Source organism: Micromonospora sp. DT43 (assembly GCF_049841645.1).
In the GTDB taxonomy this organism is placed as follows: domain Bacteria; phylum Actinomycetota; class Actinomycetes; order Mycobacteriales; family Micromonosporaceae; genus Micromonospora.
Window position 1 is genome coordinate 547363 of record NZ_JBNCKR010000003.1, and the last position, 13748, is coordinate 561110.

Consider the following 13748-nt stretch of genomic DNA (forward strand, 5'->3'; position numbering starts at 1 on the left):
GCGCGCAACGCTGTCCGGCGCCTTTCGCGCCCGACCATTTGTGATCTTGTGGCTGGCCTCGCGATAACCGCACCCGGGGTTTCGCCGAAACGCCTCGACCGGCGGGCCGATCATGAAAGGCGTTTGTCTTTTCCGTCGTCGCAGCGACAACAGCGCGCTCGGCCGTGCCCGCCGCCGACACGGCCCGGGGCGGGTCGCGTGCCGGGTCGGTCCCGCCACCGGGTTAGTCTGCGGGTTCACCCAGGTCCCCGCAGCCGGCGACGGTACGGCGGCCACCGGACGAGGATCGAGTAGGTGTATCTCAAGAGCCTGACGGTGAAGGGCTTCAAATCCTTCGCCTCCGCCACGACGTTGAAGCTGGAGCCCGGGATCACCTGCGTGGTGGGCCCGAACGGCTCCGGCAAGTCCAACGTCGTCGACGCCATCGCCTGGGTGCTCGGCGAGCAGGGCGCCAAGGCGCTGCGCGGCGGCAAGATGGAGGACGTCATCTTCGCCGGCACCGCCGGCCGTGCGCCGCTGGGCCGGGCCGAGGTCACCCTCACCATCGACAACACCGACGGCGCGCTGCCCATCGAGTACACCGAGGTCTCCATCACCCGCCGGATGTTCCGCTCCGGCGAGAGCGAGTACGAGATCAACGGCAACTCCTGCCGCCTGCTCGACATCCAGGAGTTGCTGTCCGACTCCGGCATCGGCCGGGAGATGCACATCATCGTCGGCCAGGGCCGGCTCGACGGCATGCTGCACGCCAAGCCGGAGGACCGCCGCTCGTTCATCGAGGAGGCGGCAGGCGTCCTCAAGCACCGCAAGCGCAAGGAAAAGGCGCTGCGCAAGCTCGACGCCATGCAGGTGAACCTCAACCGGCTCACCGACCTCACGGCCGAGCTGCGCCGCCAGCTCAAGCCGCTGGGCCGGCAGGCGGAGGTGGCCCGGCGTGCCGCCGCCATCCAGGCCAACCTGCGCGATGCCCGACTGCGACTGCTCGCCGACGACCTGGCCACCCTGCGGACCACCCTGGACCGGGAGATCGCCGACGAGACCGCGCTGCGGGAGCGGCGTGAGCAGATCGAGGGCGAGCACGCCGAGGTGCAGGGCCGGCTCGGCGAGTTGGAGGCCGCCCTCGCCGAGGACGCTCCACTGCTCGCCGCCGCACAGGACACCTGGTACAGGCTCTCCGCCCTCCAGGAGCGCTTCCGCTCGATCGAGCAGTTGGCCCGCGAGCGGCTGCGGCACCTCAGCGCCACCGGTGACGACGAGCGGCCCGGCCGCGACCCCGACCAGCTGGAGGCCGAGGCCGAGCGGGTCCGCGAGCAGGAGGAGGAGTTGCGCGCGGCGCTTACCGACGACCAGATCCGGCTCGCCGAGGCGGTCGAGCACCGCCAGGAGCTGGAACGGCAGCTCGCCGCCGCCGAGCGGGAGCTGGTCGCCGCCGCCAAGGCCATCGCCGACCGGCGCGAGGGCATGGCCCGCCTCACCGGCCAGGTCAACTCGGCCCGCGCCCGGACCACAAGCGCCGGCGAGGAGATCGAACGCCTCGCCGTCGCGCACGCCGACGCGCTGGGCCGCGCCGAGCAGGCGCAGGCCGATCTGGACACGGTGGCCGCGCAGTCCACCGAGGCGGACCGGGACAACGCCGATCTGGACGCCCGGCACGCCGAGGCGGTCGCCGTCCAGGAGCGGGCGCAGGCGACCGTCCGGTCGCTTGCCGACGCCGAGCGGGCCGCCGAGAAGGACGCCGCCACCTGGAAGGCCCGCGAAGAGGCGCTCGCCCTCGGGCTGCGGCGCAAGGACGGCGCGGGAGCGCTGCTCGCCCGCGCCGGCGACGTACCCGGCCTGCTCGGCAGTCTCGCCGGGCTGCTCACCGTCGCGCCGGGGCACGAGGCCGCGCTGGCCGCCGCGCTCGGCGGGCTCGCCGACGCGGTCGCCGTCAGCGGGGTCGACGAGGCCGTCGAGGCGATGCGACTGCTCAAGATCTCCGATGCCGGCCGGGCCGGTCTGCTTGTCGGCAGCCCAGCCGGACCGGGCATGACCGGCTCCGTCGACGCGCTGCGCCCGAAGCTGCCCGACGGCGCCCGCTGGGCCCCCGACCTGGTGGAGTGCACGCCCGACATTCGTCCGGCCGTGCACCGGGCGCTGCGCGACGTGGCGCTTGTCGACGATCTCGCCGCCGCGGCCGAGCTGGTCGCCGGCAACCCCGAGCTGCGGGCCGTCACCCCGGACGGGGACGTGGTCGGGGCGTACGCGGCGGCCGGCGGGTCGGCCAAGGCCCCCAGCTACATCGAGGTGCAGGCGGCCGTCGAGGAGGCCCGCACCAACCGGCTCGCCGCCGAACACTCCGGCGCGGAGCTACGCGATCAGCTCGTCGAGGCGCGCGCCGAGGTGGCCGCCGCGAAGGAGGCCGTGCAGCACGCCGCCGCCGAGAAGCGCGAGGCGGAGAGCCACCGCAACGCCGCCGCCCGCAGGCTCGCCGAGCTGGGCGCGGCGGCCCGCTCGGCGAAGGCGGAGACCGACCGGCTGGGCGAGTCCCGGGCCCGCGCCGAGGCGGCCCGTCAGCGGGACCTCGCCACGCTCGACGAGCTGGAGGAGCGGCTGCGACTGGCCGAGGACACCCCGATCGACGCCGAGCCCTCCACCGAGGAGCGGGACCAGCTCGCCGCGATGGTGCCGCAGGCACGGCAGAACGAGATGGAGGTCCGGCTCGCCGTGCGTACCGCCGAGGAGCGCGTCTCCTCGATCGCCGGCCGGGCCGACTCACTGGCCCGGCAGGCCACCGCGGAGCGGGCCGCCCGGGAACGCGCCGCCGCCCGGCGGGCCGCGCGCATCCGGGGCGCGGGCATCGCCCGGGCCGTCGCCGGCGGCGCCCGGGAGGCGCTCACCCGCCTCACCACCTCGATCGCGGCGGCCGAGGAGCACCGCGACGCCGTCGCGCGGGAGCGCGCCGCCCGCGAGGCCGAACTCCAGGAGGTACGCGGAGCGGCCAAGCGGCTCGGCGCGGAGCTGGAGCGGCTGACCAGCCAGGTGCACCGCGACGAGGTGGCCCGAGCCGAGCAGCGCCTGCGCATCGAGCAGTTGGAGGCGAAGGCCGCCGAGGACTTCGGGCTGGACGTGGAGACCCTTGTCGCCGAGTACGGCCCCACCCAGCCCGTTCCGCCGACCCAGGTGGACGTGGCGGCGGCCGAGCGCGACGGGCTGCCGGTGCCCGAGCCGGTCCGCTACGAGCGGCCGGTGCAGGAGAAGCGGGCCGCCAAGGCGGAACGCGAACTGGCCCTGCTCGGCAAGGTCAACCCGCTCGCGTTGGAGGAGTTCGCCGCGCTGGAGGAGCGCTTCAAGTTCCTCTCCGAGCAGTTGGAGGACCTCAAGGCGACCCGGCGGGACCTGCTCACCGTGGTCAAGGACGTGGACGAGCGGATCCTGGAGGTCTTCGCCAGCGCGTTCGAGGACACGGCCCGTGAGTTCGAGCAGGTGTTCACGGTGCTCTTCCCGGGCGGTGAGGGACGCCTGATCCTCACCGACCCCGAGGACCTGCTCACCACGGGCGTCGAGGTCGAGGCCCGCCCGCCGGGCAAGAAGATCAAGCGGCTGTCGCTGCTCTCCGGTGGCGAGCGGTCGTTGACCGCGGTGGCGATGCTGGTGGCGATCTTCCGCGCCCGGCCCAGCCCGTTCTACATCATGGACGAGGTGGAGGCGGCCCTGGACGACGTGAACCTGGGCCGGCTGATCACGTTGCTGGCACAGTTGCGGGAGAAGAGTCAGCTGATCGTCATCACGCACCAGAAGCGGACGATGGAGATCGCCGACGCGCTCTACGGGGTGACCATGCGCAGCGGGGTCACCCAGGTGATCAGCCAACGGCTCAACCGGGCCGACGAGGACGACAGGCGGCACCGCCGCGGCGAGGAGAACGGGTAGTGGCTCGGGAACGCGCGACGGCGCTCCTGCTGGATCTGGACGGCGTACTGCGTCGGTTCGACCTGACGGTGGCCGCCGGGGTGGAGCGGGAGTACGGCCTCGCCGACGGTGTGCTCAGCGAGATCGCCATGCAGTGGGGCCGTCTCCAGCCGGTGCTCACCGGCCAGGTCAGCCACGCCGACTGGATGAGCAGTGTGGCAGACGCCCTGGCCGAGCCGGCCGGTGGCGCGGACCGGGCCCGGTCGGCGGTTCAGCAGTGGCAGCGCTACCGCGGTGAGGTCGACACCGAGGTGCTCGACTTCGTCCGGGAGGTGCGTGCCGCCGGTGTCCGGGTCGGCCTGGCCACCAACGCCACCGACCTGCTCGACGCCGACCTCACCACGCTCGGCCTGGTCGGCGAACTGGACGTGGTGGTCAACTCCTCGGCGCTCGGGGTACACAAGCCGGCCCCGGAGTACTTCCAGGCCGCCTGCGCGGCGCTTGCCACCCCGCCGGCCCGGGTGCTCTTCGTCGACGACGAGGACTGGGCAGTACGGGGCGCCCGGTCCGCCGGGCTGTCGGCGCACCGCTGGGGCGGCCATGGTGACCTTCGCTACCTGCGGGCGGCGCTCAGCTACTGAGGCCGCTCACTCGCCGGTCACGCCGTCGATGCGCTCCCGGATCAGGTCGGCGTGGCCGTTGTGCCGGGCGTACTCCTCGATCATGTGCACGTACACCCAGCGCAGGCTGAAGGTGCGGGTGCCGTCCCTGCGGGGGAGCGTGAACGTCTCGTCGAGGGACCGTCCCTCGGTCACCGCGCGAGCCGCGTCGACCTCGGCGCGGAAGGCGGCGAAGGCGGCCTCCGCGTCGGCGTCGGCCGCGGCGTGGAAGTCGGCGTCGTTGTCGGCGTCGAAGTCGTAGAGGTCGGGCAGGTCCTGGCCGGCGAAGCACTGGCGGAACCAGGACCGCTCGACGTCGGTCATGTGCAGGACCAACCCGAGCAGGCTGAGGCCGGACGGCTCGACGCTCGCCACGCGCAGCTGCTCGGTGGTCAGGCCGGCGCACTTGTGCAGCAGGGTGTCGCGGTGGTGGTCGAGCCAGCCCTCCAGCATGGTGCGCTCGTCAGCGACCAGGGGCTCCTGGGTGCGATCGATCTTCGGTGCTTGCCATGTCGTCATCGGGCCATCCTGCGGCTCGGGTACGACAGTCGCGAGCGGATTTCAGGGCACCACGACGACGGGCCAGTGACCCTTGCGGACCAGCCGGGTGGCGACCGAGCCGACCAGCCGGTGACCGGCCTGCTCGGACGCGCCCACCACCACCATGTCGGCCTGGAACTCGTCGGCCGCCGCGCACAGCTCGGCGTACGCGTCGCCGCGCCGGCACAGGAACGTCACCGGAATGCCCAACTGCTCGGCGGCACGCCGGCACTCCCGGCGTAGTTCGTCGGCCAACTCGTCGTGGGTGCGCTGGACCGCGCCGGCGTCCATGCCGGGCACGAGGGAGGTGATCCCGCTCGACGAGCCGACGAAGACCACCACCAGGGCCGCGCCCTGCCGGCGGGCCAGCCCGGCGGCATAGGCACCGGCCCGCGCGGACGTACGGGTGCCGTCCACGCCCACCATGACCACCCGCGGGCCGTCCGTGCCCCGCTCGAAGGGCAGCGGGTTGATCCGAGGGCCGTACTCCTCGCGGTCCGGCGCTCCCACGCTCATGGCTCTACCTCACCTCTGCTCGCCGGCCCGGACCACACCGGAGACGAGGTTCGATTCCCCGTCGGCCGCACCGGAAACCGGGTTGCCGCTGTGTTGCCGCAGCGGCACCTCCTTGATGAAGCTCACCGCGATCAGCGCGATGAGCGCGAAGGGAGCCGCGGCCAGGAAGATGTCACCGGCGCCGTGGCCGTACGCGCTCTCCACCACCACCCGCAGCGGACCGGGCAGGGTGTGCACGTCGGGCAGCGTGCCGCCGCTGCCGGAGCTGGACGCCGGGATGCCGAGCTGGGCCAGCCCGTCGGCGGTGTAGTCCTTGACCTTGTGGGCGAGCACCGCGCCGAGGGCGGAGACGCCGATCGCGCCGCCCAGACTGCGGAAGAACGCCACCACCGAGCTGGCCGCGCCCAGTTCGTGCGGGCCGACGGTGTTCTGCACGGCGAGGACGAGGTTCTGCATGGTCAGGCCCAGGCCGACGCCGATCAGCGCCATGTAGACGCTGAGCAGGGTGAAGCTGGTGTCCGCGCGCAGCGTGCCCATGAGCGCGAAGCCGACGGTGAGCAGCGCCGAGCCGAGCACAAGGAACCGCTTCCAGCGGCCGGTCCTCGTGATGATCCGTCCACCGACAGTCGAGGCGACCAGCAGGCCGAGGATCATCGGCAGGGTCATCAGGCCGGCCATGGTCGGGGACTCGCCCCGGCTGATCTGGAAGTACTGGCCGAGGAAGATCGACGCACCGAACAGGCCCACGCCCACCGCGACGCTCGCGACGACGGCGAGGGTGATCGTGCGGCTGCGGAACAGTCGCGGCGGGATCACCGGCTCGGCGGCCCGGGTCTCCACCCGGATGGCGAGCGCGCCGAGGAGCAGGGCACCGAGGACCATGGCGACTGTCTGCCAGGAGCCCCAGGCGAACTGGTCGCCGGCGAGGGAGACCCAGATCAGCAGCACCGAGACGGCCGCGGTGATCAGGGTGGCGCCCCACCAGTCGATCTGCGCCTTGCGCTTGATCACCGGCAGGTGCAGGGTCTTCTGGAGCACGACGAGCGCGGCGATGGCGAACGGCACGCCGACGTAGAAGCACCAGCGCCAGCCGAGCCACGAGGTGTCGACGATCACGCCGCCGATAAGCGGTCCGCCGATCGTGCCGACGGCCATCACGGCGCCGAGGTAGCCGCTGTAGCGGCCCCGCTCGCGCGGCGCGATCATCGTCGCCATGATCACCTGGGCGAGGGCGGTGAGGCCACCGGCGCCGACGCCCTGGACCACCCGGCACGCGATGAGCTCGCCGGTGCCCTGGGCGAGGCCGGCCAGCACCGAGCCCAGCACGTAGATCCCCAGGGCCAGCTGGACCAGGGTCTTCTTGCTGGTCAGATCGGCGAGTTTGCCCCAGATGGGGGTGGTCGCGGTGGTCGCGAGCAGGGCCGAGGTGACCACCCAGGTGTACGCGGACTGGCCGCCGTGCAGCTCGGTGATGATGCGCGGCAGCGCGTTCGAGATGACCGTGGACGAGAGGATCGCGACGAACAGGCCCAGCAGCAGGCCGGAGAGGGCCTCCAGGATCTGCCGGTGGGTCATGTCGACGGCGGGCGCCCGGGACGCTGTCGCCTGGCTCATCGTGTAGTGCCTCCGAGCGGAGTAGAGGTGGCGGGCCGCATTACGGATCCCCGCCTGGGAGTTGCCTGGGGCAACCGTACGTTTTTGGTTGCCTAAAGCAACAACCAGGCGGACGACTGGGACATTCCCCACCCTCGCCAGGTCATCTCCAGGATTCGTTGAACCGGCCGAGCAGTCGGGCGAACTCCTCGACGTCCCGGGACGGCCAGTCGTCCAGAGCACGCAGGAACTCGCCCAGCCGGGCGGACCTGGCGACGTCGAAGCGGCGCTGGCCCTCCTCGGTGAGGCTGATCTGCGCCGCCCGCCTGTCACTCGGATCGGGGTCGCGGTGCACCAGACCGAGCACCTCCAGGCCGTTGATCTGCCGGCTCAGCGTCCCCTTGCCGACGCCGAGCCGCGCCGCCAGCTCGGTCAACCGGATCGATCCGCTGCGCCGCAACCACAACAGCAGCCCGTACGTGTTCGGTTCGAGGTGCGGGTGCACCTCCCGGGCGATTTCCCACGAAACCGCCCGTCCCCGGCGCAGCAACGCGGTCAGCTCGTGCTCGACGGCCCGGATCGGCTCCGGCAGGTGCTCGTCCACGGGCTAGAGAGTACGGCGGGGCCCGGTCAGTCGTCGCCGGAGAGGCGGCGGCTCATCACCGGCCGTAGGTGCCCGTCGCTCGTGGTGCCCTCGATTGTCACCTCGGCCCGCCGACCCCGGTGGGTGAGCGTGGCCACGGCATTGCCGAAGTAGGGGCCGGCCAGCTTGCGCCAGCGCACCCCCGGGCGTCGGACACCCGCCGAACGGGCCAGCGCCCGGGTGGCGCCCGCCGGCCCCGACGACCAGCCCAACCGCATCAACGGACGGATGCCGGCCGGCACCTGGTTGTGGATCGGTGAGCAGGTGAGCTGGTGCACCGGGGTGACCACCGAGGGATCGGCGAACCGGGCCCGGGCCACGTACGAGTGGTGCACGTCCCCGGAGAGCACGCTTATCGACGCCGGTGGGGCGTAAGCCGGCCCGGCGCCGACCCGGGCGCCGGACTGCGTCGGCGTGCCGGTGCCGATCCGGGCGAAGGTCTCCCCGAGCGCCTCGAAGGAGCGCCGGAACGCCGCCCAGTGCTCCAGGTCGAGGGCGCGGCGCAGCTTCTCGGCCCCCCGGGCCACCCAGGGCCGGCGCGAGTCGGCCAGCTTCTCGTTCCACGCCTCGATGTGGTGGATGCCCTGCGGCAGCAGCCAGGGCAGCGAGGCGCCGACCACCAGGTGGTCGTAGACCCCGTGCGCCTGGTCCAGGAACCACGACCACTCACCCGGCGGCAGCATGGCCCGGCTGCCCGGCTCCAACACCCGGCTGCACCTGTTGTCGAGCATGACCAGCCGGGTACGCCCCAGATCGAGCGCGTAACTCCACTGGTACTGCACCGCGCGCCAGCGTTCGGTGTCGTGCGCCAGGTCGGACTCCTGGTCGACCCGGTGCCCGAACTCGCGCAGCACGCTCGTGGCGTCCTCCGCTGCGGCGACCTTGGCGAAGACCGGGTCGGCGGCGATCTCGTCCGGGGAGAGGTTGCCCAGGTGCTGGTAGACCCAGTACGAGGCCAACCCACTGCCGATCCGTTCGGCCCACCACGGCTGCTCGCGCATCTCGGCACGCCAGGCGGCCGAGGTGTTCCAGTCGTCGATGATCTCGTGATCGTCGAAGATCATCACACTGGGCACGGTGGAGAGCAGCCAGCGGATCTCCGGATCACGCCACGACTCCAGATACAGCTTGGTGTACTCGTCGAAGCTCACCACCTGGTCGGCAGGTGCGCCCTTGGGACGACGCCGCCGCCTGCGCAGCAGCCGCCGCACGGTCGGCGAGGTGACGTCGGCGTAGACCTGGTCACCGAGCAGCACCAGCAGGTCGGGCAGCGCGTTCGACTCGGGGTCGGCCATCAACCGGCGGGCGTACGCGTCCAGCGCGTCCGGCGGCAGCTTGCGAGTCGTGGCGTGCTGGGTGGTCTCCCGACAGGAACCGAAGATCAGATTGACCGGCTGGTCCAGGTCGTCGGCCGCCCGGGTGCGGATCACGCTGGGCGGAAAGCCGCTGTCCGGGACCGGCCAGACCAACTCGTCGTCGACGAGCACCTCGTAGGTCGTCGCGCTGTCCGGGTCGAGCCCCTCCACCACGACGAGGGCGTAGTGGTGGTCGTACGCCGAGAAGGTGGGTGCGGTGCCGGTGGCGCCGTGGGCGGTGCGGACGGTGACCACGGCGGGCGCGGCGGTCTCCACCCAGATCGTCGCCCGGGTGTCGACCACTCGCCGCAGAAGTGGGCCGATCAGGAGGTGTGCGGCGGGCATGCGGCGAGCCTACCGTCGGTTCGTGAGACCAGCCGGGTGCGGTGGCTGGGACGCCGCCGCCGGCATCTGACAGGATTCCGGCATGGCCGAATATCTCGTCCTCGCTCTGGTCCTGCTCGGTGTGCTGATCGCCGGCACAGTCGGGCTGGTCGTGCCGCGCCTGCGGCGGCGGCCCGAGCCCCCGCTGCCGCACACCGAGGTCGACACCCGCGCCGAGGAGGATCTCGCCGGCCCGCCGGTCGAGGCACCGGAGTCCGATCTGTCCACCGGCGTCCTGGTCGAACCGCCACCTGTCATCGAGGCGCCCGCCCCGACCGTGGAGGTGCCCGAGCCGACCGCCGGCCGCCTGGTCCGGCTCCGCTCGCGGCTGTCGCGCTCGCAGAACGTCTTCGGCAAGGGCCTGCTCGGCCTGCTCGCCCGCGACCACCTCGACGAGGACGCCTGGGAGGAGATCGAGGACAGCCTGATCACCGCCGACGTGGGCGTCGACGCGACCCGCGACATCGTCGACCGGCTGCGCGAGCGCACCCGGGTGCTGGGCACCCGCTCGGCCGGTGAGCTGCGCGCGCTGCTCGCCGCCGAGCTGGTCAACGCCCTCGACCCCGGCATGGACCGTTCGCTGCGGACCGCCCCGAAGGACGGCGTGCCGGCGGTGGTGCTTGTCGTCGGCGTCAACGGCGCCGGCAAGACCACCACCTGCGGCAAGATCGCCCGGGTGTTGGTCGCCGACGGCCGTACCGTGCTGCTCGGCGCCGCCGACACCTTCCGGGCCGCCGCCGCCGACCAGTTGCAGACGTGGGGTGAGCGGGTCGGCGCGGAGACCGTCCGGGGGCCCGAGGCCGCCGACCCGGCCAGCGTCGCCTTCGACGCGGTCAAGCGGGGCATCGACACCGGCGTGGACACCGTGCTCATCGACACCGCGGGCCGCCTGCAGAACAAGGTCGGCCTGATGGACGAGCTCGGCAAGGTCAAGCGCGTGGTGGAGAAGCAGGGACCCATCGACGAGACGCTGCTCATCCTCGACGCCACGACCGGCCAGAACGGTCTGGAGCAGGCCCGGGTGTTCACCGAGGTCGTCAACGTGACAGGCGTGGTGCTGACCAAGCTCGACGGCACCGCGAAGGGCGGCATCGTGATCGCCGTGCAGCGCAAGCTCGGCATCCCGGTGAAGCTCGTCGGCCTCGGTGAGGGCAAGGACGATCTCGCTCCGTTCGACCCGGCGCAGTTCGTCGACGCGCTGCTGGGCACCGAACCCGCCGGACGGGACGCGTAGTCTCGGGTGACCACTGACGATCGCGCGTACGCGGGCTGGCGCGACCCCGGCCACCCCTCGCAGCGCCTCGGGAGACCGTACGTGACTTCGCAGGAGATCCCGCTGCACGGCGGCAACGTGAGCACCGTGGTCCGGGTCGGTGACACGGTCCGTCGCAACGCCGGCCCGTGGACCCCGTCCGTGCACGCCCTGCTGCGGCACCTGGAGTACGTCGGGTTCACCGGTGCGCCCCGGGCGCTCGGGATGGACGAGCGCAACCGCGAGGTGCTGTCGTACCTGGAGGGGGAGTGCGGGGAGTACCCGCTCGCCCCGCACTGGGTGACCGACGAGGCGCTGGTCACCGTCGCCACCATGCTGCGGATGTTCCACGACGCGCAGTACGGCTTCGCCCCGCCGCCGAATGCGGTCTGGCGCTCGTTCGGGCCCCCGCCGCCGGACACCGAGGTGATCTGCCACCACGACGCCGCGCCGCACAACGTGATCTGGCGGCCCGACGGCACCCTCGGGCTGATCGACTTCGACCTCGCCTCGCCCGGCGCCCGGATCTACGACGTGGCGTACGCCGCCTGGACGTGGGTGCCGATCTTCGCCGACCGGGACTCGATCACGCTGGGCTGGAAGCACCCCGACCGGCCGCGCCGGCTGCGACTCTTCGCCGACGCGTACGGGCTGATCCCGCGGGACCGGCACCGGCTGATCCGCACCATCCGTAAGCGCATCGTGGACCACGTCGAGGGCATCCGCCGGATGGCCGCCGCCGGCGAGCCGGCGTTCGTGCGGATCGTGCACAAGGGGCACCTGCGGCGGCCGATGCGCGATCTGCGGCTGCTCGACTACGAGCGGCACGCGCTGGAGAACGCCCTCCGCTGAGCGCCTGTCGGTCGATGCTCGGTCGGGTCAGTCACGCGCACCGGTCGATGCCACTGACCGGTCAGCCATCGACGATCGACGTCCGGGCGATCCACAGTCGTCCATGCTGATGACTGTGCGGAGTTCGTGACACGTCCGAAACAACTGGTCACGAGACGGAAACCCGCACGGGACCCTGGGTGAAACAGCCGGCCGCGAAGCTTCCGCGCAACCGGCCTACGGGCGACGCTGCCCCGGAAAGCCGCGAAGGAGGACTTCACCTTTAGGAGGCCAGCGTGCCTGAAGCACCGACGATCGACGGCGCCAATACCACATGGCTGCTGGTTTCGACCGCGCTCGTGCTGCTCATGACCCCCGGACTGGCGCTGTTCTACGGCGGCCTCAACCGGGCCAAGGGCGTACTCAACATGATGATGATGAGCTTCTCAGCCATCGGGCTCATCTCTGTTCTGTGGTGGTTCTACGGCTTCAGCGTCGCCTTCGGGACCGACGTGAACGGCTTCTGGGGTGACCCGGGCGCGTACCTCGGCACCAAGACGTTCCTCGCCGAGACCGACCTGTGGGGTGCCACGGCGGAGAACCCCAGCGGCATCGGGATTCCGCTCTACGTGTTCATGGCCTTCCAGATGGTCTTCGCGGTGATCACCGTCGCGCTGATCAGCGGTGCCATCGCCGACCGGGCCAAGTTCGCCGGCTGGCTGCTGTTCGCGTTCGGCTGGGCCACCCTGGTCTACTTCCCGGTCGCCCACTGGGTGTGGGGCGGCGGCATCATCGGCGCCGACATCCACGCGCTGGACTTCGCCGGTGGCACCGCGGTGCACATCAACGCCGGTGCGGCCGCCCTGGCCGTGGCACTGGTGCTCGGCAAGCGGCTCGGCTGGCCCCGCGAGGGCATGAAGCCGCACAACATCCCGCTTGTCGCGCTCGGCGCCGGTCTGCTGTGGTTCGGGTGGTTCGGGTTCAACGCCGGCTCGGAGCTGACCGTCGACTCGGTCGCCGGTCTCGCCTTCATCAACACCCAGCTCGCCACCGCCGCCGCGGTGCTCGGCTGGCTCGCGGTCGAGTGGTTCAAGGACCGCAAGCCGACAATGGTCGGCGCGTCCTCCGGCGCGGTCGCCGGCCTGGTCGCGATCACCCCGGCCTGTGGTTTCATCGCCCCGTGGGCGTCCGTGCTGCTCGGCATCGTCGCCGGGGTCGTGTGCGCGCTCGCGGTCAGCCTCAAGTACCGGCTCGGCTACGACGACTCCCTCGACGTGGTCGGCGTGCACTTCGTCGGCGGCTGGATCGGCTCGCTCTGGCTCGGCCTGTTCGCCACCAACTCGGTAAACGCCGCGATCAGCGACGTGGTGGGCGCCTCCGACGGCCTGTTCTACGGCGGCGGCGCGACCCAGCTCGGTCGGCAGGCCCTCGCCGGCCTGATCGTCACCGCCTGGTCGTTCGGTATCGCCTGGGTGCTCGCCTTCGTCATCGAGAAGACGATCGGCTTCCGCGTCAAGGGTGAGGCCGAGGTCGAGGGCATCGACATCGCCGAGCACGCCGAGAGCAGCTACGACCTGTCCCCGGCCGGCGGCGGCACGGGCGGCGCGTTCGCGATGGCCGGCATCGGCACCCCCGGTGGCGGCACGCCGAGCGCTGGCACGCCGGAGGCCGAGCCCACCGAGCCGGTCAGCGCCAAGGTCGCCGGTTAACGTTCCTGGGATGGAGGGGTTGGACATGAAGCTGGTGACCGCGGTCATCAAGCCGTACCAGCTGGACGCGGTGAAGGAGGCTCTGCACGCCCTGGGCGTCGCCGGGCTGACCGTCAGCGAGGTCCAGGGGTACGGACGGCAGAAGGGGCACACCGAGGTCTACCGGGGTGCCGAGTACACGGTCGAGTTCCTGCCCAAGATCCGGGTCGAGGTGCTCACCGACGAGATCGACGTGGAAAAGATCGTGGACGCCATCGTCGGCGCCGCCCGTACGGGCAAGATCGGCGACGGCAAGGTGTGGGTCACAGGTGTCGAGGAGGTCGTCCGGGTGCGTACCGGCGAGCGCGGCCTCGACGCCCTCTGATCCGGGCCACGACG

General features: G+C 71.9%; 11 protein-coding genes. 6 read left to right on the top strand and 5 right to left on the bottom strand.

Going from position 1 to position 13748, the window contains the following annotated elements:
* Window positions 1-294 precede the first annotated feature (294 nt).
* Both smc and ACLQ26_RS10305 read left to right on the top strand, forming a co-directional pair.
* Window positions 295-3909, top strand: coding sequence for a chromosome segregation protein SMC (gene smc / locus ACLQ26_RS10300; protein WP_425744207.1), 3615 nt, complete (start codon window positions 295-297; stop codon window positions 3907-3909).
* A complete protein-coding gene (locus ACLQ26_RS10305; protein WP_425744208.1) occupies window positions 3909-4529 on the top strand; it encodes an HAD family hydrolase in 621 nt (206 codons plus the stop codon). Before smc ends, ACLQ26_RS10305 begins: the two co-directional genes overlap by 1 nt.
* Before the next feature lie 6 nt (window positions 4530-4535).
* On the opposite strand, the gene ACLQ26_RS10310 is transcribed toward ACLQ26_RS10305, so the two are convergent.
* The 5 genes from ACLQ26_RS10310 to ACLQ26_RS10330 form a co-directional block, all read right to left on the bottom strand.
* Window positions 4536-5066, bottom strand: coding sequence for a DinB family protein (locus tag ACLQ26_RS10310; RefSeq protein WP_425744209.1), 531 nt, complete (start codon window positions 5064-5066; stop codon window positions 4536-4538).
* A 42-nt stretch (window positions 5067-5108) separates the two neighbouring features.
* A complete protein-coding gene (locus ACLQ26_RS10315; protein WP_425744210.1) occupies window positions 5109-5603 on the bottom strand; it encodes a universal stress protein in 495 nt (164 codons plus the stop codon).
* A gap of 9 nt (window positions 5604-5612) precedes the next feature.
* Window positions 5613-7217 (bottom strand): MDR family MFS transporter, encoded by a 1605-nt coding sequence (locus tag ACLQ26_RS10320; protein ID WP_425744211.1) that lies wholly within the window; start codon window positions 7215-7217, stop codon window positions 5613-5615.
* 142 nt (window positions 7218-7359) lie between these two features.
* Window positions 7360-7800, bottom strand: a complete 441-nt coding sequence (locus ACLQ26_RS10325) for a MarR family winged helix-turn-helix transcriptional regulator (RefSeq protein ID WP_393294496.1) — start codon at window positions 7798-7800, stop codon at window positions 7360-7362.
* 26 nt (window positions 7801-7826) lie between these two features.
* Window positions 7827-9539: an alkaline phosphatase D family protein gene (locus tag ACLQ26_RS10330; RefSeq protein ID WP_425744212.1), complete on the bottom strand. Its 1713-nt coding sequence runs from the start codon at window positions 9537-9539 to the stop codon at window positions 7827-7829.
* Between the two features lie 82 nt (window positions 9540-9621).
* Between ACLQ26_RS10330 and ftsY the strand changes: the two genes are divergently transcribed.
* The 4 genes from ftsY (at window position 9622) to ACLQ26_RS10350 (ending at window position 13734) form a co-directional block, all read left to right on the top strand.
* Complete coding sequence (gene ftsY / locus ACLQ26_RS10335; RefSeq protein ID WP_363679426.1) at window positions 9622-10812, top strand: signal recognition particle-docking protein FtsY; 1191 nt, start codon at window positions 9622-9624, stop codon at window positions 10810-10812.
* A 6-nt stretch (window positions 10813-10818) separates the two neighbouring features.
* A complete protein-coding gene (locus ACLQ26_RS10340) occupies window positions 10819-11682 on the top strand; it encodes an aminoglycoside phosphotransferase family protein (protein WP_266251417.1) in 864 nt (287 codons plus the stop codon).
* A 275-nt stretch (window positions 11683-11957) separates the two neighbouring features.
* The gene (locus tag ACLQ26_RS10345; protein WP_425744213.1) at window positions 11958-13370 is read left to right on the top strand and encodes an ammonium transporter; all 1413 of its coding nucleotides are present in this window, start codon (window positions 11958-11960) and stop codon (window positions 13368-13370) included.
* Between the two features lie 25 nt (window positions 13371-13395).
* On the top strand, window positions 13396-13734 hold the full coding sequence (locus ACLQ26_RS10350; RefSeq protein WP_007456507.1) for a P-II family nitrogen regulator: 339 nt from the start codon (window positions 13396-13398) through the stop codon (window positions 13732-13734).
* The last annotated feature ends 14 nt before the right edge of the window (window positions 13735-13748 follow it).